This is a genomic window from Aeromicrobium sp. CF3.5 (assembly GCF_051262695.1).
In the GTDB taxonomy this organism is placed as follows: domain Bacteria; phylum Actinomycetota; class Actinomycetes; order Propionibacteriales; family Nocardioidaceae; genus Aeromicrobium.
This window is the reverse complement of the sequence record NZ_JBIMEZ010000013.1, coordinates 16,384-37,333: the sequence shown is the minus strand read 5'-3', so window position 1 is coordinate 37,333 and position 20,950 is coordinate 16,384. Positions and strand designations below refer to the sequence as shown.

The window sequence follows — 20,950 nt, the reverse complement described above, 5'->3', positions numbered from 1 at the left end:
CCACCTGCCGTCAGCTGGCCACCGAGTGCTCGAGCAGACGCTGGCGTTCACCGGCCGTCATGCCGCCCCACACGCCGTACGGCTCGCGCGCCTCGAGGGCATGCTGCCGGCAGCGTTCCAGCACGGGACAGGTGCGGCACACGGCCTTGGCCGTCTCCTCACGATGGATGCGCTTGGCGCCGCGTTCGGCCTCGGGGGAGAAGAACTCGCTGACGTCGAGGTCAGCGCAGGCCCCGTCGAACTGCCACTCATAGGACTCGATGATCGGCTTGGGGAGGTGGTGAACATTGGCCATGATGGGTGCTCCTTGAGGGGGTGGACCTCGAACTGTACCCAGGTGAATAGGTTTTGAATAGGTTTATGCGGAAGTTCTGAACAACTTTATCGGGAGCTTCTCCCGGGCGCTCTCCACGGACCCATCCACAGCTGGGTATAAGTGGACAAGTTCTGCAGAACTTCTAGAGTGGGGCAATGGCAGCGGCTTCCTCCGATGACGACTCGTCGGACGCGTCGGCGCCGTTGACCTGGGGCGTCGGAGCCGTCTCCCAGCGACTCGGGGTCACCTCGTCGACGTTGCGCACGTGGGAACGGCGCTACGAGATCGGCCCGACCTTCCGCACGGCCGGCGGTCATCGTCGGTACTCAGCGCACGACATCGAGCGGGTCGACGTCATGCGCCGGCTGCTGGACCGGGGGGTCACGGCGCGCGAAGCGGCTCGCAGTGCCCATGCCCTCGACCCGGCCGAGCTGACCGCGCTGATCGCCGGGGAGAAACCCGGTGACAGTGACCTGGCCCGTGAGGCCTTCGTGGCCGCCGTGATCGGTGCGGTCCAGGTCATCGACCCCGACCGGCTGTCCGGGCTCTTCAGCGGAGCGTTGCGCCGCCACGGAGTGCTTGCTGCGTGGCCCGAGCTGCTGTCCCCCGCTCTCGTCGCGATCGGCGAGGGGTGGGTCAACGGCACGATCGACATCGTCGGCGAGCACATCGCCAGCGAGCGGCTGTCGGCCGAGCTGCGACTCCACACGCGCAGCTTCGCCGTCTCCCCGACCGGACACACCGCCGTGGTGCTCGCCAGCGCGGAGGAGGATCAGCACTCGCTGCCGGTGTATGCCCTGGAGAGCGCGCTGGCCGAGCAGGGCGTGGGCAGCCTGATGCTGGGGGCTCGGGTGCCGTGGGAATCGTTGTCGAACCTGGCTCGCCGCACGAATCCTGAGCTCATCTTCGTGTGGGCCACCCTGGAGCGGCACTTCGACGGTTCGCTCATGAAGGCCGTCACCGAGCTGCCCGAGCAGACGCGGCTCGTCCTCGGCGGTCCGGGATGGGGCTCGCTGTCGCTGCCCGGCGCGCGACGGGTCGGCGACCTCAGCGAGGCGGTCCACGCCATCGTGGACCGCTAGTAGGCTCCCGCACATGGTTGAAGACCGCGTGCTGACCACGATCGAGGGCCCGGTCGCCTTCGTCACCCTGAACCGGCCCGATCAGCTGAACGGCTTCGATCTCGAGCTGATCACCCAGCTGCTCGCCGCGGCCGAGGCGCTGAAGACGAACAGGTCGATCCGGGCCGTCGTGATCCAGGGCTCCGGCCGGTCGTTCTGCGCGGGGCTCGACTTCGCGTCGGCCTTCGCCGACAAGCGCCGCGTCGCTCGCTTCTTCTTCGCCGGCGGGCGCACGGTCAACCGCTTCCAGAAGGTGACCACCATCTGGCGCGACATGCCCGTTCCAGTGATCGCCGTCATCCACGGCCACTGCTACGGCGCAGGCGTGCAGCTCGCCGCGGGTGCGGACTTCCGGTTCACGAAGCCCGATGCGCAGTGGTCGATCCTCGAGGCCAAGTGGGGGCTCGTGCCCGACATGGGCGGCACGGTGCCCTTCATCGAGAACCTGCCGGTCGACGTCCTGCAGCGCCTCGCGATGACCGGAGAGGTCATCTCCGGGACTGAAGCCTTCGAGCTGGGCCTGGCGACGGAGGTGGCCGACGACCCGCTCAAGCAGGCGCTGGCGTTCATCGACCAGATCTGTGAGCGCTCGCCCGACTCGGTCGCGGCGACCAAGCAGCTGCTGTACCGCAACCAGCGGGGCTCCTACCGCGGCGCCATGCGCCGCGAGAGGCGTCTGCAGTCCAAGATGTTCACGTCGCCGAACACGAAGATCGCTCGTGAGGCGGGCATGCGCAAGCAGGACCCCACCTTCGGGGACCGCACCTTCGGGTGACGAGCGCCGGTGCGGGGAGTTGTTAGAGTCAGCGGAGTGAATGAGCAGACACCTGACCAGCCGGGCAAGAAGGTCGCCGACCAGTACGACCGTGGGTACGACTACACGACCTACTTCGACGAGCGGGCCTACGAGAACGGCGCCGAGCACATCGCGATCGGGCGGCTCCTCAAGGGTCGCCGTTTCGGCAAGGCCGCCGACATCGGTGGTGGGTACGGACGACTGTGCCTGTTGCTGCGCACCTTCTCCGATCACGTGACGCTCGCCGAGCCGAGCCGCACCCAGCTCGACGCCGCGGCGAAGCTGCTCGAGGGCACCGATGTCGCGCAGGTGCAGATGCAGGCCGACGACCTCACGTTCGCCGACGGCGAGCTCGACCTGATCACGATGGTCCGCGTCATGCACCACCTGCCTGAGCCGAGCGCCGAGTTCGCCGAGATCGCGCGCGTGCTCGCGCCCGGCGGCACCGCGATCATCGAGGTCGCCAACTACGGGCACTTCATGAACCGCCGCTCGTTCAAGAAGCAGGGCAAGCAGCTGCCCGCGACCCCGGTGAGCATTCGCACCGTCAAGGCCGACGAGCCCGACGCCATCGCGTTCGTGAACCACAACATCGACACGGTCACCGCCCAGCTGGCCGATGCCGGCCTCCGCGTGCACCAGAAGCTGTCGGTCTCGAACCTGCGCAGCCCTCGCCTCAAGAAGCTGCTGCCGACCAAGCTCATGCTCGCGATCGAGAAGCGACTGCAGGGCCCCCTGGCGAAGTCCGACTTCGGCCCCAGCATGTTCCTGGAGATCCGCAAGAACTGATCGAGGTTGGGGCCGGTGTCCCAGGTAGCGGTGGGTCTGCGTTCTTTCACGACCCCTGATGGGACGCAGGCCCACCGCCCAACGCTGGGAAAGGACGCAAAGTCACCGCCCCAGGCGAGGTTGGCCTCAGGAACCGGCGGTGACGCGCTGGCGGCGCAGTGCCTCGACCGCGATGTCGGGGTTGTCGGAGAACACCGCGTCCAGACCGGCGTCGGCGAAGGCGGAGATCTCGCCAGCGAGGTCGCCTCGTGCGTTGGGGTCCGTGCCGATGCGGAAGTCCGTGGGCAGGAACTGGTTCTCGACGCGGAACGTGTAGGCGACGACCTTCAGTCCGACCCGGTGAGCGTCGCCGACCACCCGAGACGGCCGGGCGAGGGCCCCGGCCGGCGTGCGCGGGATGACGCTGTTCTTCTCCGGGCCCAGCCAGTCGGCGTACCGGGAGACCTCGCGCAGTCCGGTGGGTGTCATCAGGTCGGCGTAGGTGCGCGAATCGCCGGCGGTGATCAGGTCGAACGGAGCGCCCGTCGCCGACGTCAGCTGCACGAGCGGCACGCGCGTCTTGCGCGAGAGCTCCTTGAGGTTCGTGGTCTCGAAGGACTGGATCACGACCTTGGCGCGCGGGTGGTTGAGTCCGAAGCGGGTCAACGAGCGCAGCAGAGGCTTCTCGAACGGCAGGCCGATCTGCTGGAAGTAGGTGGGGTGCTTGGTCTCGGGCGCGACGCCGATGCGCCGACCCTGGCGGATGCTCTCGATGCGGGCCAACGCGAGAACCTCGTCGAAGGTCGGCACCTTGTAGCGGCCGTCGTAGGCCGTGTTGCCGGGGCGGACCTGCGGCAGCCGTTCCTTGGCCCGCAGGGTGCGCAGCTCGCGCAGGGTGAAGTCCTCGGTGAACCAGCCGGTGATCGGGCTGCCGTCGATCGACTTGGTCGCCTTGCGGTCGGCGAACTCAGGACGATCGGCGACGTCGGTGGTGCCGCTGATCTCGTTCTCGTGACGGGCCACGAGCACGCCGTCCTTGGTGCTGACGAGGTCGGGCTCGATGTAGTCGGCGCCCTGGCGGATGGCCAGCTTGTAGGCGGCGAGCGTGTGCTCGGGGCGGTAGCCCGAGGCTCCGCGGTGGCCGAACACCTCGACCGTCCGCCCGGAGCGGTCGCCCTCGGTGGCCCGGGGCAGCGTGGGAGTGGCTCCGGTGGCTGGGACGGTCATGGCGCCTCCGACGAGTGCGACGGCAAGAACGATGGCTGGTGTGAAGGTTCGGCGCATGCCGCGCCGCACAAATCCCCCGATATGTGTCATGCCTTCAGTGCACGGGACGCAGGTGTCCTGCGGGTGGACTGCGTCAACCGGTCAGATGAACGTCTGGAGGCGCGCCTCAGAGCACGTCGAGGCGACGCAGGACGTCGCGGACGTGCGACAGCGCATCGCCCTCGCTGAGGCCCGTGGTGTTGTCGAAGTACAGACCATCGCCGATCAGCTGGATCGTGCGGGCCAAGGCCTCGTCGCCGAGATGCTCGGCCATGACCCCGAACCACCCCTCGCGCAGGTCGGCCAGCGCCGCGGCCGCTCGGGAGTCGTTCTCCTGGGCGATGCGAGCTGCGGCGACCAGTGCACGGTCCAGGTCGCTGCCGCTGTCGACGGACGTGACGAGGTAGTACTCGACGGGGCCCAGATCGTGGGTGCGCATGATTGCGACGTCGGCCTCGCCCTGCTCGCGCAGGCGGTCCAGCATCGCGGCGACGAGGTCGTCCTTGCTGTGGAAGTGGTACAGCAGGCCGCCCTTGGAGACCTCCGCGCCCGCGGCCACCGCATCGAGAGTGGCGGCACGGCTGCCCGACGTGACCAGCAGCGTCTCGAAGGCGTCGAGGAGGCGGTCGCGCGTGCTGCGGTCGTCGGGCATGGCCCAACCCTAGGCCGCGCGACCGAGATCACGTCGCGCGACGTGGCCCAGCGGACCCGCAAGGTGTACCGTCTGGTCGGTATAGTAAAGATGTACCGGCCAGACGGTACACACGAGTTCCACGAGGAGGAGCATCATGAACACGATCACCGAGGTCCGGTCGAGCGCGGCCCCGCGGGCGGGAGTCCGCGAATGGACGGCGTTGGCCGTCCTGATGCTGCCGGTCCTGATGGTCTCGGTCGACAACACGGTGCTGACGTTCGCGCTGCCCGCGGTCAGCGTCGACCTGCGGCCCTCGGGCGCTCAGCTGCTGTGGATGGTGGACATCTACGCGATCATGCTGGCCGGGCTGCTGATCGCGATGGGCAGCCTCGGCGACCGGGTCGGTCGCCGTCGGCTGCTGGTGATCGGTGCTGCCGGGTTCGGCGCGACGTCGCTGCTCGCGGCCTACAGCACCAGCGCCGACATGCTCGTGGTGTCGCGTCTGCTGCTCGGTGTGTTCGGCGCGACCCTGATGCCCTCGACCCTGTCGCTGCTGCGCAACCTGTTCGTGCACCCCGACCAGCGGCGGATCGCCATCGCGACCTGGGCCGCGATGTTCTCCGGCGGCGCGGCGCTCGGCCCGGTGCTCGGCGGCTACCTGCTGGGCCACTTCTGGTGGGGCTCGGTGTTCCTGATCAACGTCCCCGTCGTGATCGTGCTGGTCGTGCTGGCCGGATTCCTGCTGCCCGAGTCGCGCGATCCCTCGCCCGGACCGCTGGACCTGCCGGCGATCGTCCTGTCGCTGACGGTGATGCTGCCGTTCGTCTACGGCATCAAGCACGCCGCGCACGAGGGACTCGACCTGATCGCTGCGGCGGCGTTCGCACTGGCCATCGTCTCGGGCCGCACGCTGATTCGCCGGCTGAGGCGCAGCGAGCACCCGATGATCGACCTGTCCCTGTTCGGCAACCGGGTCTTCAGCGGAGCGATCGTCGCCAATCTGCTGAGCCTGACGGCCCTGACCGGCTTCCTGTTCCTGGGCGCCCAGCTGCTGCAGCTGGTGCTCGGTCTCACGGCCATGGACGCCGCCCTGGTGCTCCTGCCCGGGCTCGTCGTCACGGTGGTCGGGGGGTTCGCCGCGGTCGCGCTGCTGCGCCGTTTCTCCGCTCGGGTGCTGGTCACGGCCAGCTTCGGCGGCTCGGCGCTGGGCTACGGGCTCATGGCCCTGACGCCGGTCCCCTCGGTGTTCTCGGTGGGACTCGCGTTCAGCCTGATGGGAATCGGCATCGGCCTGGCCGAGACGATCACCAACGACCTCATGCTGTCCAGCGTGCCGCCGGAGCGCGCCGGAGCGGCTGCCGCGATCTCCGAGACCGCCTACGAGATCGGTGCCGTGCTGGGGACGGCGGTTCTGGGCACGATCCTGACCGGTGTCTTCCGCTCTCATCTGACGGTGCCGGCCGTGGCGCAGTTCGGCGAGCGCGACGGGTCGTTCGAGACGCTCGGCAGCACGCTGGACACGGCGGCTCAGTACCCCAACGAGGTCGGTGAGCAGCTGCGGGCCTCGGCTGCCGCGGCGTTCGACCTCGGCGTGCAGAGCACGTCGGCGGTGGCGATCGTGGTCGTCCTCGGCGCCGCAGCCGTGAGCTGGCGCGCGCTGCGTGGCGTGTGAGGTCCAGGTCCTGCACGGCGCCTGACCGGCTGGCACGATGAAGCCATGATCAGGTGGGTAGGCGTGATGGCGATCGTGGTGGCCGGAGTCGCGGTGGGAGCGCTGGCGGTGCTGACCTCGGCGGTGTGGTGGGTCCTGGCGGCGCCGTTGCTGGCCATCGGTCTGGTCGGCGTCCACGACCTCGTGCAGACGAAGCACAGCATCCTGCGCAACTATCCGGTGCTGGGGCACGCACGGTTCGCGATGGAGGCCATCCGACCCGAGCTGCAGCAGTACTTCATCGAGCGCAACACCGATGGTGCACCGTTCGACCGGGAGACCCGCGCCCTCGTCTATGCCCGGGCCAAGGGCGAGGAGGACGCCAGCCCGTTCGGCACCGAGCGCGACGTCAACTCCATCGGGTACGAGTTCGTGACCCACTCGATGGGCGCGAAGACGTCGCACGGCAGCATCCCCAGCGTCATGGTCGGTGGACCCCAGTGCACCCAGCCGTACGACATGTCGCTGTTCAACGTGTCGGCGATGAGCTTCGGATCGTTGTCGGGCAACGCGATCGAGGCACTGAACGCAGGCGCCGCGATGGGCGGTTTCCTGCACGACACCGGCGAGGGCGCGATCAGCTCGTACCACCTCGAGCACGGTGGCGACCTGAACTGGCAGATCGCCTCGGGATACTTCGGCTGCCGCACCGAGGAGGGGCACTTCGACCCCGACCAGTTCGCCGAGAAGGCGCGCGGGGCGAGTGTGAAGACCATCTCGATCAAGCTCTCCCAGGGAGCCAAGCCCGGCCTCGGCGGCGTGCTCCCGGGAGTCAAGGTCAATCAGGAGATCGCCGACACCCGCGGCGTCCCGCTGGGCAGGACGGTGGTCTCCCCGCCGGCGCATACAGCCTTCACGACGCCCCGGGGCCTGCTGGAGTTCATCGAGCAGCTGCGCGAGCTCAGCGGCGGCAAGCCGGTCGGCATCAAGCTGTGCGTCGGGTCGCGGCACGAGTTCCTCGCGATCTGCAAGGCGATGGTCGATCGGCAGTCCTACCCCGACTTCGTGATCGTCGACGGCTCCGAGGGCGGCACTGGCGCCGCTCCGGTGGAGTTCGCCGATCACGTCGGCATGCCCCTGACCGAGGGTCTGGTCTTCGTGCACAACGCCCTGACCGGAGTCGGCGTGCGCAGCCACGTCAAGGTCGGGGCCAGTGGCAAGATCGCGACCGGCATCGACATCGTCAAGCGCATCTGCCAGGGCGCGGACTTCACGCTCTCGGCCCGGGCCATGATGTTCGCGATCGGCTGCATCCAGGCTCAGGTCTGCCACACCAACCACTGCCCGGTGGGTGTCGCGACCCAGGACCCGTACCGTGCGAGGGCACTGCGGGTCGACGACAAGTCGGTGCGGGTGCGCAACTTCCACGCCCAGACCGTGGCCAGCGCTCACCAGATCGTCAGCTCGATGGGGCTCGACTCCGTCACGCAGCTGCATCCGGGACTGCTGCACCGTCGCCTCGAGCACCAGATCACCACGACCTACGCCGAGCTGCACGAGTGGCTGACGCCCGGTCAGCTGCTGCAGGACGTGCCGAAGGAATGGGCGGACGACTGGGCGCTGGCCGATCCCGACGACTTTCGTGACCGTGTCGCGAACCGACCGTCGGGCTTCAATCCGAACACGTTCAGCTGACCACGTGCAGCAGCTGCTGCTCGACGTGTCGACGGGCCGGGTTCTCGGCCGTCGAGGCCCGCCACACGGCGCTGACGCTGCGCCGCGGTGAAGGATCGGTCACCGGGACGGCCACCACGCTCTCCGGCAGGACGGGGCGTCCGAGGCGCGGCACGAGCGCGACGGCAGCGCCACGGTCGACCATGGCGACGTGGGTGCCGTAGGCCCCGTCGAAGTACCGGGTGTCGGGTCGCTCGCCGTGCAGCGCGAACATGTGCATCAACCACTCGTGGCAGATCGTCCCAGCCAGGGTGGTGATCCACCGGTCGGCCAGCAGCTCGCTCGCACTGACCGAGTCCCGACCGGCCAGCGGGTGGTCCCGGTGCAGGAGGACGTCGGCGACATCGTCCATCAGCGGTCGCCGTTCGAGGGAGCCGGGGACGTCGAGCTGCAGGCCCGTCCAGTCGTGGACGATCCCGAGGTCGGCCCCGCCACGCTGGATCACGCTGACGGTCTCGCGTGGGTCCGACTCGATCACCACCACCTCCAGATCGGGCGCCGTGGAGCGGAGTCGAGCGACCAGTGGTGCGACGATGCCCGCCGTGGCGGTCGAGAACGAGGCGAGCCGCAGACTTCCGCGCAGGTCCTCGGTTCCGCCGGCGGCGAGGCTCTCCACCTGCTCGAGATCGGCCAGCAGCACCTGGCCGCGCTCGGCCAGCAGGCGACCACGCTCGGTGAGGATCACGGTGCGGCCGACCCGCTCGAGCATCGGAACCCGACTGGTGCGCTCCAGCTTCTTGATCTGCTGCGAGACCGCCGAAGGGGTGAAGTCCAGGGCCTCGGCGGCCGCCACGATGCTGCCGTGGTCCCGCACCGAGATCAGCGCGCGCAGCGCAGCGATATCGACCATGAAGCAACCCTACGGTGATCCGTGCAGAAACCATCGCTGGTGATTGATGATCGAGGGCCGCAGACTGAGGACATGCCGCTCAAGCACTCCCTCCTCGCCGTGCTGGTGATGATCCTGTGGGGCGCCAACTTCGTGGTGATCGACGCCGGGCTCGACGACGTGCCGCCGCTGCTGTTCCTGGCCCTGCGCTTCGTGCTGGTGGCCTTTCCCTTGGTGTTCCTCGTCGGCCGTCCGGCCGCCGGGTGGCGCGCCGTGGTGGCCGTGGGCGTGTTCATGAGCCTCGGCCAGTTCAGCCTGCTGTACATCGCGCTGGATCTCGGGCTGCCGGCCGGGCTGGCCTCGCTGCTGCTGCAGGCCCAGGTGATCTTCACCATCGCCATCGCAGCCGTTGCCCTGCACGAACGCCCCTCCCGCAAGCAGGCCCTCGGTGCCCTGATGGGCACCACCGGACTCGCCACGGTCGCCCTGGCGCACGGATTCAGCTCACCGGTGGTGCCCCTGCTGGTCGTGCTGGGCGCTGCGCTGTCCTGGGCGATCGGCAACGTGGTGAGTCGAGCCGCAGGTGTCACGTCCGGGTTGTCGCTGGTGGTGTGGTCGGCGCTGGTCGTGCCCGTTCCGGCAGCGGCGCTGTCCCTGCTGATCGACGGTCCCGACGAGGTCGGCCAGGCCCTGGTCAACCTGTCGGGCATCGCGATCGCCAGCACGCTCTACACCGCGATCGGGGCATCGCTGATCGGCTACGGCATCTGGAACTCGCTGCTGGCGCGGCACCCGGCCGGGTCGGTGGTGCCGTTCGTGCTGCTGGTCCCGCCGATCGGCATCGTCACGGCCTGGCTGGTCCAGGGTGAGGTGCCCACCGCGCTCGAGCTGGCCGGCGGCACGGTGATGCTGGTCGGTGTCGCCATCGCGACGATCAGTCGCCGGGCACCCGGTCGCCGGGCACCAGCAGTGCCGAGCGTGCCATCGGAGCCAGCAGCGCCCGCATCGAGTCGGCGCTGATCCGCGCGCTGTGGGGGGTTGAGTTCAACAGGCCGAACGTGGCCTGCACCGCCGCACGCGCCTCGGCCGCCGAGAGATCGAGACGCAGTCGGCGCAGCACGGTGACCCACACGTCGATGTAGTCCAGCTGCAGTCCGCGCACGATCTCGCGGTCCTCGAGGTGCAGGTTGGACCACTCGCGCTCCTGGATCACGATCAGTGCGGGATGGTCCACCGCGAAGTCGATGTGCCAGGCGATCAGGGCGTCGAGGGCGACCGCCGGGTCGCGGTGCTCTGCGGTGCGGGCCCGAGCCTCGGCCACGTGCCGCTCGCTGATCGAGGTCAGCGACTCGGCGAGGATCGCGTCCTTGCCGGCGAAGTGCTTGTAGATCGCCGGTCCGCTGATACCGCACGCCGCACCGATGTCGTGCACGGAGACACCGTGGAATCCCCGCGCCGCGAAGAGCTCGGCGGCTGTGTCGAGGATCTGGGCGCGTCGGGGAGTGGGCACCGGTCCAGCGTAGAGGAGGTTAATGATCGTTAACCGGCGGTGCTAGTCTCAGCCCCATGTCCGACATCACCATGACTGGACTCGTCGACACCCTGCGCGAGCGCCTGGCGACCGCCCGAGCCGGCGGTCCGCAGTCCTCGCGCGAGCGACACGTGGCGCGCGGCAAGCTGCTGCCCCGTGACCGCGTCGATCGGCTGCTCGACCCGGGATCGCCCTTCCTCGAGATCGCCCCGTTGGCCGCCCACGACATGTACGACGACACGCCGGGCTCGGGCGCAGGGAGCACTGTGCCGAGCGCGGGGATCATCACCGGCATCGGTCGCATCTCCGGGCGCCTGTGCGTGGTCGTGGCCAACGACGCGACCGTCAAGGGAGGCACCTACTACCCGATGACGGTCAAGAAGCACCTGCGCGCGCAGGCCATCGCCGAGCAGAACCACCTGCCGTGCGTCTACCTGGTCGACTCCGGGGGAGCATTCCTGCCGATGCAGGACGAGGTGTTCCCCGACCGTGAGCACTTCGGTCGCATCTTCTTCAACCAGGCGAACATGTCGGCCCGGTCGATCGCGCAGGTCGCCGCCGTGATGGGTTCGTGCACCGCCGGCGGCGCCTACGTCCCGGCGATGAGCGACGAGACCGTGATCGTGCGTGACCAGGGAACGGTGTTCCTCGCCGGTCCGCCGCTGGTCAAGGCGGCGACGGGCGAGGTCGTGACCGCCGAGGACCTCGGGGGCGGCGAGGTGCATGCGCGCACGTCGGGAGTCGTCGACCACCTCGCCGAGGACGACGCACACGCGCTGGAGCTGGTGCGCTCGATCCTCGAGACCGTTCCGCAGACCCAGGCGGTGGCCGATCGCGAGTCGATCGAGCCGCTGCACGACCCGGCCGGAATCGGCGACGTGATCCCGGCGGACGCGCGCACGCCCTACGACGTGCACGACGTCATCGACCGGCTGGTCGACGGTTCTCGGCTGCACGAGTTCAAGCCGCTGTACGGAGACTCCCTGGTGTGTGGATTCGCGCACATCCACGGACACCAGGTCGCCATCGTGGCCAACAACGGCATCCTGTTCAGCGAGTCGGCCCTCAAGGGTGCGCACTTCATCGAGCTGGCCAACCAGCGCGGCATCCCGTTGCTGTTCCTGCAGAACATCGCGGGTTTCATGGTGGGGCGTGAGTACGAGAACCGCGGCATCGCCAAGGACGGCGCCAAGCTCGTCACGGCCGTCGCCACGTCGGTGGTGCCGAAGCTGACCGTCGTGATCGGTGGCTCCTACGGCGCCGGGAACTACGGCATGTGCGGGCGTGCCTACGACCCGCGGTTCCTGTGGACGTGGCCGAACTCGCGCACCTCGGTGATGGGCGGGGAGCAAGCGGCTGCCGTGCTGGCGACGCTGCGCCGCGACGGCTTCGAGGCCCGCGGCGAGGACTGGTCCAGCGAGGACGAGGACGCGTTCCGGGCTCCCATCCGCGAACAGTTCGAGCGGCAGGGCTCGCCGTACTACGCGACCGCGAGACTGTGGGACGACGGCATCATCGAGCCGGCCGACACCCGTCGGATCCTCGGCATGGCCCTGCAGGTGGTCTCCACACCTGCCCCGACCCAGACGCCGACCGACTTCGGCGTCTTCCGGATGTGAGCGACATGTCGAGAGCCATGATCTTCGAGACCGTTCTGGTGGCCAACCGCGGCGAGATCGCCCTGCGCATCATGCGGACGTGTCGCCGCCTCGGGGTCCGTTCGGTCGCCGTGTTCACCGACATCGACGCGCACGCACCGCACGTGCGGGCTGCCGATGCCGCCGTCCGCATCGAGAGCTATCTCGATGTCGACGAGGTGGTCTCGGCAGCCGTCTCGTCCGGGGCCCAGGCGTTGCATCCGGGTTACGGGTTCTTGTCCGAGCGATCGGAGTTCGCCGCTGCGGTGGTCGACGCCGGACTCGTGATGGTGGGCCCGACCGCCGAGGTCATGGATCAGATGGGTCGCAAGGACGCGGCCCGAGAGATCGCGATCGCTGCGGGGGTGCCGGTCGTCCCGAGAGGTGAGGACGCCGGATTCCCCATGCTGGTCAAGGCGGCTGCCGGGGGCGGCGGCAAGGGCATGCGGGTGGTGCGCGCCGCGGATGATCTCGACGAGTCGATCGCGGCGGCCAAGCGTGAGGCGGCGTCCGCGTTCGGCGACGACACCATGCTGCTGGAGAAGTACGTCGAGCACGGCCGGCACATCGAGGTCCAGATCCTGGCCGATCACCACGGACACGTCATCCACCTGTTCGAGCGCGACTGCTCGACCCAGCGTCGCCACCAGAAGGTGATCGAGGAGGCGCCGGCGCCCACGATCGACGAGGCGACCCGCGCCAGCATCACCCGGGCGGCGGTCGATCTCGCCGGTCATGTCGGCTACACCAACGCGGGCACGGTCGAGTTCCTGCTCGACGCCGACACAGGCGAGGCGTACTTCCTGGAGATGAACACGCGCCTGCAGGTCGAGCACCCGGTCACCGAGCTGATCTGTGCCGGCCCGGCTGGCGAGATCGACCTGGTCGAGCACCAGCTGCGCATCGCAGCGGGCCAGCCGCTGGCCCTCGGGCAGGACGATGTGCGCCTCCGTGGTCACGCCATGGAGGCGCGCGTCTACGCCGAGGACTCCTTCGGTGGATTCCTGCCGCAGGCCGGCACCGCCGACCTGGTGCGCTGGCCGAAGCACGCCCGCGTCGATGCTGCGCTGGAGTCGGGTCAGGTGGTCAGCACTTCCTACGACCCGATGCTCGGCAAGATCATCGTGCGCGGGCCCGATCGCGAGTCGGCGCGGAGAGCGCTGGTGGCGGCGCTCGACGACACCGCGATCCTCGGCCTGACCACCAACACCGGCTTCCTGCGCGCGCTGGCCGCCTCGCCCGAGTTCACCGACTGCACCATCGACACCGCGTGGCTGGACACCGCCGTTCTGCCCCGTCCCGATGCGGACGGTCCCCGTGCGGTGGCGGCCTGGTTCGTGGCTGCGCAAGCGGCGCGGAGCCACGATGCCTTCGGTTCTGACGGGTTCCGGCTCGGAGCACCTGTTGCCTCGACCCGTGTGCGGCTCGATCGCGACCTGCTCGTGGATCGAACCGCCGGAACAGTGCGCGACGACGACCAGACGTGGGCCGTGCGGCTCGTGGCGTCGGACGGTGCCCTGCTGGTCGTCGATGTCGACGGCACCCGGGTGCGCGCCACCGTCCAGGCGCTTCCCAACGGGGTGGAGGTCGTGGTGCACGGCGAACGACACGTGTTCGCAGCTCCCGACCGGCTGGGCTCCGCCGCTGCGGTCGGCGACGGCGACATCACGGCCCCCATGCCCGGCACCGTGCTCGACGTGCGCGTCGCAGTCGGCGACACGGTGGCCGCGGGGGACGTCCTCGGCACCCTGGAGGCGATGAAGATGGAGCTGGCGCTCACGGCTCCCTTCGACGGCATCGTCGAGACGGTGGCGGCGTTGCCCGGCTCCCAGGTCACGATGGCCGCCCCCCTCTTCACCATCACCGCTGACGAGTCACGGAGACCCGCTGACGAGTCACAGGGAACGGGCTCATGAGCCATTCCTCCCCCGGAATGCCCGAGACCGTCACGATCTACGAGGTCGGTCCGCGCGATGGTCTGCAGAACGAGTCGGCGCTGGTCCCGGTCGACACGAAGGTCGAGTTCATCGAGCGGCTGGTCGCAGCCGGGCTCCCGATCGTGGAGGCCACCAGCTTCGTGCACCCCCGGTGGGTGCCGCAGCTGGCCGATGCCGCTGAGGTGGTCGCCCGCCTCGACCTTGCCGGCACGGTTCCGCTGCCGGTGCTGGTGCCCAACGAACGTGGCCTCGACCGGGCCCTCGACGCCGGTTGCTCCCACGTGGCCGTGTTCGCCAGCGCCACCGAGACATTCGCCGCCAAGAACCTCAACTCCACGCTCGACGGCCAGTTCGAGGCGTTCGAGCCCACCATGCGCCGGGCCCTCGAGGCCGGGCTCGACGTCCGTGCGTACATCTCGATGTGCTTCGGCGATCCGTGGGAGGGCGAGGTGCCGATCGATCAGGTGGTCGCCACCGGCCGTCGACTGCTCGATCTTGGGGCGAGCCAGCTGTCGCTCGGTGACACGATCGGCGTCGGCACAGCGGGTCACGTCGGCGCGCTGCTCGAGGCGTTCGCGGGCGAGGGGGTCGTCGTCGATCGCCTCGCGATGCACTTCCACGACACCTATGGTCAGGCGCTGGCCAACACCTTCGCGGCACTCCAGCACGGCGTCACGACCTTCGATGCATCAGCCGGCGGCCTCGGCGGCTGCCCCTACGCCCACAGCGCGACGGGGAACCTGGCCACTGAGGACCTCGTCTGGATGCTCGACGGCCTGGGGATCGGCCACGGCGTCGACCTGCAGGCCCTGGTCGCGACGTCGACCTGGATGGCCGACCACCTCGCCAAGCCCCCTGCGTCCGCCGTGGTCCGCGCCCTCAGCGGCAACTTCAGTGGCTGAGGCGGCGTTCGCGGAGCTCTTCGGCGGCGTACTGGCCGATCTGTCGCGTGGCCAGGGCGTCGCTGGAGGCGCCGACGGCGCCTCCGACCAGCGGGACGCGCCGACCGATCAGCGTCACGGCCCGTTTGCCGGCCGCGCGCGCGACGATCTCGGAGGTGACCTCGCGACCGAGCGTCTCGTCCAGCTCCGGATCGTGGACCGGTGAGGTGGCCAGTGCCATCGGTGAGGACGGCAGGCGGTGCTTCTTGACCAACGACTTCACGGTGTCCTCGCCGAGCATGCAGGCCAAGATGGCGTTGCGCACCCGCGGATTCTCCAGGTCGTAGCCCCGCAGGTGCGCGATGCCGGCCACGAGGTGGCACTGCACCAGCGTCACCCCGACCACGTTGGCGGGCACCGACACTGCATAGGTCGCGAGGCCGCCGACGTTGGTGACGAATCCCTGCGCCCCGGCCAGGATGGTGTGCTGATGCACCCACGAGCTGATCGCCGCCTCGACGTCGCCACCATGGTCGACGAGACGTGCGTCGGCGGCAGCGCCGGCCGATCGCAGTGGCCCGATGCCGTCGATGGCCTTGTCGAGCGTGCCGCGCACGAACGATCCGGCAAACCGAGGAGCCAGCGACGAGCCAGCCTTCCTAGCGACTCTGTCACGAACACCCATGAAGCCAGCATAGGAGTTCTAGGGTGAAGCGCATGGCACCGTCGCAGCCGCCGTTCTCCCAACGCGTCACGGACCCCACCTGGAGGTCGGCCGCCACGGGCTGGATCGAGGACCAGGTGCGCCGCGCCGGTCGTGCACTGACCGGTCCGATCGAGCAGATCCGGGTCCGGCCATGGTCGACCCAGCTGATCGCCCCCACCGACGCAGGCCGCTGGTGGTTCAAGGCCGGTTGCGGATCGATGGCCTTCGAGCCGGCGCTGCACGCGGCGCTGGCCGAGATCGCGCCAAGCACCGTGTCGCCCCTCGTCGCCGTCGACGCCGACCGCGGCTGGATGCTGACCGCCGATCAGGGCAGGACCCTGCTGGACGAGCACGACCCGACCGTCCAGGACTGGCGCCGGGTCGTCCGCACCATCGCCGAGGCGCAGCGTCTGGTGGCCGGTCACCGCGATCGTCTTCTCGCCACCGGGCTTCCGAACTGCGCACCACACACGACCGTGGACCGCTTCGATCGACTGCTCGCCGTCTACGCCGACCTGCCCGATCAGCATCCTGCGCACGTCTCGGCCGAGCTGACGGGGCGCCTGCGCGCGGCGCGGCCGCGGCTCGTGGACGCCGCCGCGCGTCTCGAGGGGTCCCGGATCCCGGCCACCTGGCAGCACGGCGACCTGCACCCGGGCAATGCGTTCGTCCGCGAGACGCAGACGCGCCTGTTCGACTTCGGTGACAGTCAGTGGGCGCACGCCCTCGAGACCCTGATGGTGCCCTTCGGTGTGGTCACCGATCTCTCGGACCTGCCGTGGGCGCCCATCCTGGGGGAGTTCGCCGAGGTGTGGGGGGTCGAGGTGTCGGATCTCGAGCACGACTGGCCAGATGTCGCGCTGACCCACGCGGTCAATCGGTCGCTGACGTGGTGGCGCTGTCTTTCCGAGGCCACGGCACAGGACTGGCAGGAGTGGGGAGAGGCGCCCCGTGTGCACCTGCTGGAGGTGCTCGACTCGTGATGCCTCGGCCACTGCCTCCTTCACCCTGGGAGTTCGACCCCGCCGCCTGGCCCGATGACGACTGCGTGGCCGGCGGCGCGGACCTCGATCCCTCCACCGTGATCGAGGCCTACCGCCTCGGTGCCTTCCCGATGCCGCACGACGACCTGCTGCTGTGGTGGTCGCCGATGATGCGCGGCGTGCTGCACCCGGCCGAGCTGCACGTCAGCCGATCTCTGCGACGTTCGCTGCCGCGCTTCACCATGACGGTGGATCAGTCGTTCGACGAGGTCATGGACGCGTGCGCCGATCCGGACCGGCCGGGCGCCTGGATCGACGAGGACATCCGTGCGGCCTACCAACGCCTGCACGAGCTGGGTTGGGCGCACTCGGTCGAGACCCGCGACGACCATGGGCAGCTGGTGGGGGGCCTGTACGGACTGGCGATCGGCGGTCTGTTCGCAGGGGAGTCGATGTTCCACCACGCCACCGACGCCTCGAAGGCAGCGCTCGTCGAGCTGGCTCGCCGCTGGGATCACGGGCTGATCGACGTGCAGTGGAGCACGCCACACCTGGCGTCTCTGGGCGTCGTGGAGCTGGCACGCACGGACTACCTGAGTGCCATCGGCGAGCTGGTCAGCGAGCCCCCACGCCAGGTCTGGTGACCTTCCACGCCAGGTTTGGTCAGCCACTGGAGCCTGTTCTTGGCCCTTTACCGTGACACGCCACGCACGGTTCGCCCCGGGGTGGGCGATTTCGTGCGGGCACCATCCATAGACTGATCGACGCACATACCCAACGTTTACTAGGAGTTTCAGTGGCTATCTCTCGCAACGACCTCGTGGCAGCTCTCGCCGACAAGGCCGGCACCACCAAGTCCGACGCCGACGCGGTCCTCTCGTCCTTCAGCGAGATCCTGCTCGAGTCGGTCGGCCAGGGTGAGAAGGTCTCGATCCCCGGCATCCTGTCGGTCGAGCGCGTCGAGCGTGCCGCCCGCACCGGTCGCAACCCCTCCACCGGCGAGACCATCAACATCCCCGCCGGCTACGGCGTCAAGGTCAGCGTCGGCTCGCGCCTCAAGGCTGCAGCCAAGTAGATCTCGCCATCTCGGCGAAAGGCCCCCGACCCTCACGGGTTCGGGGGCCTTCTGCACGCGTGACAGCGGTGTGCGGAGGAGATCAGCGCTCGACGGGGCGACCCGCGGACTCCCAGGCGTCCATGCCGCCGGTGAGGTTGATGGCGTCGAGGCCGCGCATCTGCAAGAACTCAGTGGCCTGGGCGGACCGTCCGCCGAGATGACAGACGACGACCGTCCGCTTCTGCGGGTCGAGCTCGTCGGCGCGGCCCGGCAGGTCGCCCAGCGGGACGTGGGTGGCGCCAGCGATGTGCCCGGCCTCCCACTCGTGGGGCTCGCGTACATCGAGGACGACGAGGTCGTCGGGCAGAGGATCGGGCAGGTCTGCGACGTCGGTGCAGGGGATCTCAGAGGGGTTCATTCATCCATCGTCCACGGTCCCGGTGATACCCGTGAAGGGGATGGGGCTGGATTCGTGAGCCTCAGGTGGCTAGATTGGACGGCCGGACCTAGTTCTTCGTGCTCATCAACTCGCCATCGGAGGTACGACTGTGGACGCACATGATGTCGTCGTCCTGCCGTTCGAGTCCTCCACCCCCGCCATCGCACGGACCCGCCTGGCGTCCTTCCTGACCATCAACCGGGCGGCCCCGACGGTCATCGACGACGCCCTGATCGTGGTCAGCGAGATGATTGCCAACGCGGTGAGCCACGGCAGCCCCACCAGTGAGGGCGGCATGGAGATCAGCTGGTCGATCAATGGCGACCTGCTCGAGCTCAGCGTGCTCGACGCCGGATCCGGCGGGTCGCTGAAGCCCGTCGACTTCGACGAGGATTCTCTGAGCGGTCGCGGTCTGTCGATCATCAGCACGGTCGCCGACCGCTGGTGGGTCGACATGAGCCATGGCACGCGGGTCAACGCGGAGCTGCAGCTGTCGCCTCGCTGACCTGCCCGCAGGCACACCTGCAGGGGCTGGCTGTCCAGGGCCTAGGCTGACTGCCATGGGCAAGAAGTCGAGGATCAAGAACCGCGCCGCCAAGAAGGAGCGCATGCCGTACGTGGCACGCACCTTCGAGGGGCTTCCGCACGAGGCTGACTGGATCGCGCTGCGTGAGTTCGTGCCGTCCGCGACGGCAACGGTGCAGCTCAGGGACGGCCGCGAGGTCAAGGTCTGCTCGCTGCTGCCCGGAGGCGGGCCCGGCATCGTGCGGCCCGACGGCGAGGTGTGGCTCGGGTTGCAGGTCATGCACAACTTCGGCGACATCTCGCGCGATCTGGCCCACGTCATTGACCTCGCCGCTGAAGTCGAGCCGGGCAACGCCGTCGTGATGACCGATCCCGGCGTCGGCCCGCGCCTGCAGGACCTGATCGACCCGTCTGCCGCGTTCGACGTCGAGGTGCACGAAGGGTTCGACCACTGGCTCGAGGGCGTCGACACCGGCGAGGACAGTGCGGCCCTGCTGGAGGAGGCCAACGAATCGGTGGCCCCCACGGTGCGACTGTCCTCCGTCGAGGGTGCGTACTGGACCGAGATGGGCGCCCACCGGTACCTGCGCTGGGTCATGCCGCACGAGGACACGGACCTGCTCGACGCGTTGGCCCGTCTGCAGGCCGATGGTCAGGACACGCTGACCGAGGACAGCAGGCTGATCGGGCACTTCCGAGCCCACGGCCTGTTGGTTCCGGTGTGGGAGTTCGAGGTCGACGCCGCCGCACTGGAGGAGCCGGCGGTGGCGTTCGAGTCACGTCTGGCCACCGCGCTCGCCGACACCACACCCCTCACGCCGCAGCATCGTTCGGCCCGGAGCAACATCGTCAGCCGTCAGGTCTCGATCCGCTGACGGTGAGGACGCCCCGGCGGCGCTCAGTCCCGCAGGATCGGGCACGACATGCAGCGGGGTCCGCCGCGGCCTGAGCCGAGCTCGGATCCGCTGATCGCCACGACGTCGATGCCGTGCTCGCGCAGTCGTTCGTTGGTCTGCTCGTTGCGCTCGTAGGCCACGGTGAGGCGGGGCGCGATCGCGAGCGTGTTGTTGCCGTCGTCCCACTGCTCACGCTCGGCGGTCACCGGGTCCAGCCCGGTGTCGATGCGGTGCAGGGTGTCGATGCCCATGGCCTCGGCGGCGATCTCGAAGAACGATCCCTCGGCGCCGATCACGAGATCGTCCTGCCAGGTCACCGGATGGGCGCGCAGGCCCGCGGCCATGTTGGGGTAGATCACGACGGTGTCGACGTCGACCATCGTGACGATCGTGTCGAGGTGCATGGTGGCGCGCTCCTGCGCGATCGGCACCGCCAGCACCGTCTGGGCCAGGTCGGCACCGAGCACCTGGCGCGCGAAGCGCTCGAACCCGGCGGGCGTGGTGCGCTCGCCGACGCCCACCGCCATGACGCCAGGCGCCAGCAGCAGCACGTCTCCGCCCTCGAGGTGCTCCAGGTGTGGGCCGTGGATGCGTTCGACACCGGCGAACCGCGGGTGGTGCTGATAGATCAGCCCGGTCAGCTGGGTCTCGCGGACCCGCGCGGGCATCGCGAGGCTGGTGACGGCGACCCGTCCCGGCAGCCACACCGACGAGTCGCGGGTGAACAGCAGATTGGGCAGCGGGTTGATCAGGAAGTCCTCGGGCTGCATCAGGGCATGCGCCACGCTGCGCTGCTGATGGACCTCATCGTTGCGCAGACCGGCCATCAGGATCGTGGCGAGCTGGTCGGGGTCCGCTCCGGCGAGCAGGTCGGCGATCGCGTCCTGCAGGACCGGTCCGACGAACAGCCCGAGCAGTGTGCTGTCGATGATCTGCTGCCGTGCTGCGCGAATCTGGAGCGTCTCGGTCAGCAGGTGCGACAGGTAGAGCACCTCGACGTCGCGGTCGCGCAACGCCTGGGCGAACGCGTCGTGCTCGTCCTGGGCCCTCCCGAGCCAGGGGATGGCGTCGAAGAGCAGGCTGTCGTTGTTGCGTGGTGTCAGGCGGGCGATCTCCGGGCCGGGCCGGTGCAGCATCACGGTGCGCAGGCGGCCGACCTCACTGTCTGATCCTGACGTCATGGATCCACCCTAGTGAGGTGTGTCACGAGGTTCTGAGAGGTGCTCGCGCGGAACGTGAGGTG

At 69.1% G+C, this 20,950-nt stretch carries 22 protein-coding genes; 14 read left to right on the top strand and 8 right to left on the bottom strand.

The genetic code is table 11. The features are described from left to right. Positions 1 to 10: 10 nt before the first annotated feature. A complete protein-coding gene (locus ACHAA3_RS16270) occupies positions 11 to 295 on the bottom strand; it encodes a WhiB family transcriptional regulator (RefSeq protein ID WP_435710137.1) in 285 nt (94 codons plus the stop codon). A gap of 176 nt (positions 296 to 471) precedes the next feature. On the opposite strand from ACHAA3_RS16270, the gene ACHAA3_RS16265 reads away from it, so the two are divergent. Genes ACHAA3_RS16265 through ACHAA3_RS16255 form a run of 3 tightly spaced genes read left to right on the top strand, consistent with a single transcriptional unit; the run spans position 472 to position 3,022 of the window. Further along, a complete protein-coding gene (locus ACHAA3_RS16265) occupies positions 472 to 1,398 on the top strand; it encodes a MerR family transcriptional regulator (RefSeq protein ID WP_435710136.1) in 927 nt (308 codons plus the stop codon). A gap of 13 nt (positions 1,399 to 1,411) precedes the next feature. Continuing rightward, positions 1,412 to 2,212: a crotonase/enoyl-CoA hydratase family protein gene (locus ACHAA3_RS16260; RefSeq protein WP_435710135.1), complete on the top strand. Its 801-nt coding sequence runs from the start codon at positions 1,412 to 1,414 to the stop codon at positions 2,210 to 2,212. A gap of 36 nt (positions 2,213 to 2,248) precedes the next feature. Continuing rightward, positions 2,249 to 3,022, top strand: coding sequence for a class I SAM-dependent methyltransferase (locus ACHAA3_RS16255; protein WP_435710134.1), 774 nt, complete (start codon positions 2,249 to 2,251; stop codon positions 3,020 to 3,022). A 126-nt stretch (positions 3,023 to 3,148) separates the two neighbouring features. On the opposite strand, the gene ACHAA3_RS16250 is transcribed toward ACHAA3_RS16255, so the two are convergent. Continuing rightward, positions 3,149 to 4,318: a glycerophosphodiester phosphodiesterase gene (locus ACHAA3_RS16250; protein ID WP_435710133.1), complete on the bottom strand. Its 1,170-nt coding sequence runs from the start codon at positions 4,316 to 4,318 to the stop codon at positions 3,149 to 3,151. Positions 4,319 to 4,394: 76 nt separating this feature from the next. Then, positions 4,395 to 4,919, bottom strand: a complete 525-nt coding sequence (locus ACHAA3_RS16245) for a TetR/AcrR family transcriptional regulator (protein WP_435710132.1) — start codon at positions 4,917 to 4,919, stop codon at positions 4,395 to 4,397. A gap of 136 nt (positions 4,920 to 5,055) precedes the next feature. Between ACHAA3_RS16245 and ACHAA3_RS16240 the strand changes: the two genes are divergently transcribed. Beyond that, on the top strand, positions 5,056 to 6,573 hold the full coding sequence (locus tag ACHAA3_RS16240; protein ID WP_435710131.1) for an MFS transporter: 1,518 nt from the start codon (positions 5,056 to 5,058) through the stop codon (positions 6,571 to 6,573). Between the two features lie 45 nt (positions 6,574 to 6,618). Beyond that, a complete protein-coding gene (locus ACHAA3_RS16235; RefSeq protein ID WP_435710130.1) occupies positions 6,619 to 8,247 on the top strand; it encodes an FMN-binding glutamate synthase family protein in 1,629 nt (542 codons plus the stop codon). Here ACHAA3_RS16235 and ACHAA3_RS16230 read toward each other — a convergent pair. Beyond that, positions 8,240 to 9,136, bottom strand: a complete 897-nt coding sequence (locus tag ACHAA3_RS16230; protein ID WP_435710129.1) for a LysR family transcriptional regulator — start codon at positions 9,134 to 9,136, stop codon at positions 8,240 to 8,242. The genes ACHAA3_RS16235 and ACHAA3_RS16230 overlap by 8 nt on opposite strands. Positions 9,137 to 9,208: 72 nt before the next feature. On the opposite strand from ACHAA3_RS16230, the gene ACHAA3_RS16225 reads away from it, so the two are divergent. After that, entirely contained in the window at positions 9,209 to 10,135 is a 927-nt protein-coding gene (locus tag ACHAA3_RS16225) for an EamA family transporter (protein WP_435710128.1), read from the top strand. On the opposite strand, the gene ACHAA3_RS16220 is transcribed toward ACHAA3_RS16225, so the two are convergent. Then, a complete protein-coding gene (locus ACHAA3_RS16220) occupies positions 10,050 to 10,625 on the bottom strand; it encodes a TetR/AcrR family transcriptional regulator (RefSeq protein ID WP_435710127.1) in 576 nt (191 codons plus the stop codon). The two genes, ACHAA3_RS16225 and ACHAA3_RS16220, sit on opposite strands and share 86 nt — an antisense overlap. A 56-nt stretch (positions 10,626 to 10,681) precedes the next feature. Here ACHAA3_RS16220 and ACHAA3_RS16215 point away from each other — a divergent pair, with 56 nt between their 5' ends. Genes ACHAA3_RS16215 through ACHAA3_RS16205 form a run of 3 tightly spaced genes read left to right on the top strand, consistent with a single transcriptional unit; the run spans position 10,682 to position 15,122 of the window. Further along, positions 10,682 to 12,265 (top strand): carboxyl transferase domain-containing protein, encoded by a 1,584-nt coding sequence (locus ACHAA3_RS16215; protein WP_435710126.1) that lies wholly within the window; start codon positions 10,682 to 10,684, stop codon positions 12,263 to 12,265. Positions 12,266 to 12,270: 5 nt separating this feature from the next. Further along, entirely contained in the window at positions 12,271 to 14,199 is a 1,929-nt protein-coding gene (locus ACHAA3_RS16210; protein ID WP_435710125.1) for an acetyl/propionyl/methylcrotonyl-CoA carboxylase subunit alpha, read from the top strand. After that, complete coding sequence (locus tag ACHAA3_RS16205) at positions 14,196 to 15,122, top strand: hydroxymethylglutaryl-CoA lyase (RefSeq protein WP_435710124.1); 927 nt, start codon at positions 14,196 to 14,198, stop codon at positions 15,120 to 15,122. Before ACHAA3_RS16210 ends, ACHAA3_RS16205 begins: the two co-directional genes overlap by 4 nt. On the opposite strand, the gene ACHAA3_RS16200 is transcribed toward ACHAA3_RS16205, so the two are convergent. After that, a complete protein-coding gene (locus ACHAA3_RS16200) occupies positions 15,112 to 15,786 on the bottom strand; it encodes an EcsC family protein (protein ID WP_435710123.1) in 675 nt (224 codons plus the stop codon). The two genes, ACHAA3_RS16205 and ACHAA3_RS16200, sit on opposite strands and share 11 nt — an antisense overlap. 32 nt (positions 15,787 to 15,818) lie before the next feature. Here ACHAA3_RS16200 and ACHAA3_RS16195 point away from each other — a divergent pair, with 32 nt between their 5' ends. The 3 genes from ACHAA3_RS16195 (at position 15,819) to ACHAA3_RS16185 (ending at position 17,865) form a co-directional block, all read left to right on the top strand. After that, positions 15,819 to 16,790: a phosphotransferase family protein gene (locus ACHAA3_RS16195; RefSeq protein WP_435710122.1), complete on the top strand. Its 972-nt coding sequence runs from the start codon at positions 15,819 to 15,821 to the stop codon at positions 16,788 to 16,790. Beyond that, complete coding sequence (aat, locus tag ACHAA3_RS16190) at positions 16,790 to 17,434, top strand: leucyl/phenylalanyl-tRNA--protein transferase (protein ID WP_435710151.1); 645 nt, start codon at positions 16,790 to 16,792, stop codon at positions 17,432 to 17,434. Before ACHAA3_RS16195 ends, aat begins: the two co-directional genes overlap by 1 nt. Before the next feature lie 152 nt (positions 17,435 to 17,586). After that, positions 17,587 to 17,865 (top strand): HU family DNA-binding protein, encoded by a 279-nt coding sequence (locus ACHAA3_RS16185; RefSeq protein WP_435710121.1) that lies wholly within the window; start codon positions 17,587 to 17,589, stop codon positions 17,863 to 17,865. Positions 17,866 to 17,947: 82 nt separating this feature from the next. Here ACHAA3_RS16185 and ACHAA3_RS16180 read toward each other — a convergent pair whose 3' ends face one another. Further along, positions 17,948 to 18,265, bottom strand: coding sequence for a rhodanese-like domain-containing protein (locus ACHAA3_RS16180; RefSeq protein ID WP_435710120.1), 318 nt, complete (start codon positions 18,263 to 18,265; stop codon positions 17,948 to 17,950). Between the two features lie 130 nt (positions 18,266 to 18,395). Here ACHAA3_RS16180 and ACHAA3_RS16175 point away from each other — a divergent pair, with 130 nt between their 5' ends. Then, the gene (locus ACHAA3_RS16175; RefSeq protein ID WP_435710119.1) at positions 18,396 to 18,791 is read left to right on the top strand and encodes an ATP-binding protein; all 396 of its coding nucleotides are present in this window, start codon (positions 18,396 to 18,398) and stop codon (positions 18,789 to 18,791) included. 55 nt (positions 18,792 to 18,846) lie between these two features. Then, the gene (locus ACHAA3_RS16170) at positions 18,847 to 19,686 is read left to right on the top strand and encodes a DUF5926 family protein (protein ID WP_435710118.1); all 840 of its coding nucleotides are present in this window, start codon (positions 18,847 to 18,849) and stop codon (positions 19,684 to 19,686) included. A 23-nt stretch (positions 19,687 to 19,709) separates the two neighbouring features. Here ACHAA3_RS16170 and ACHAA3_RS16165 read toward each other — a convergent pair whose 3' ends face one another. Then, the gene (locus tag ACHAA3_RS16165; RefSeq protein ID WP_435710117.1) at positions 19,710 to 20,888 is read right to left on the bottom strand and encodes an arginine deiminase; all 1,179 of its coding nucleotides are present in this window, start codon (positions 20,886 to 20,888) and stop codon (positions 19,710 to 19,712) included. Positions 20,889 to 20,950 lie beyond the last annotated feature (62 nt).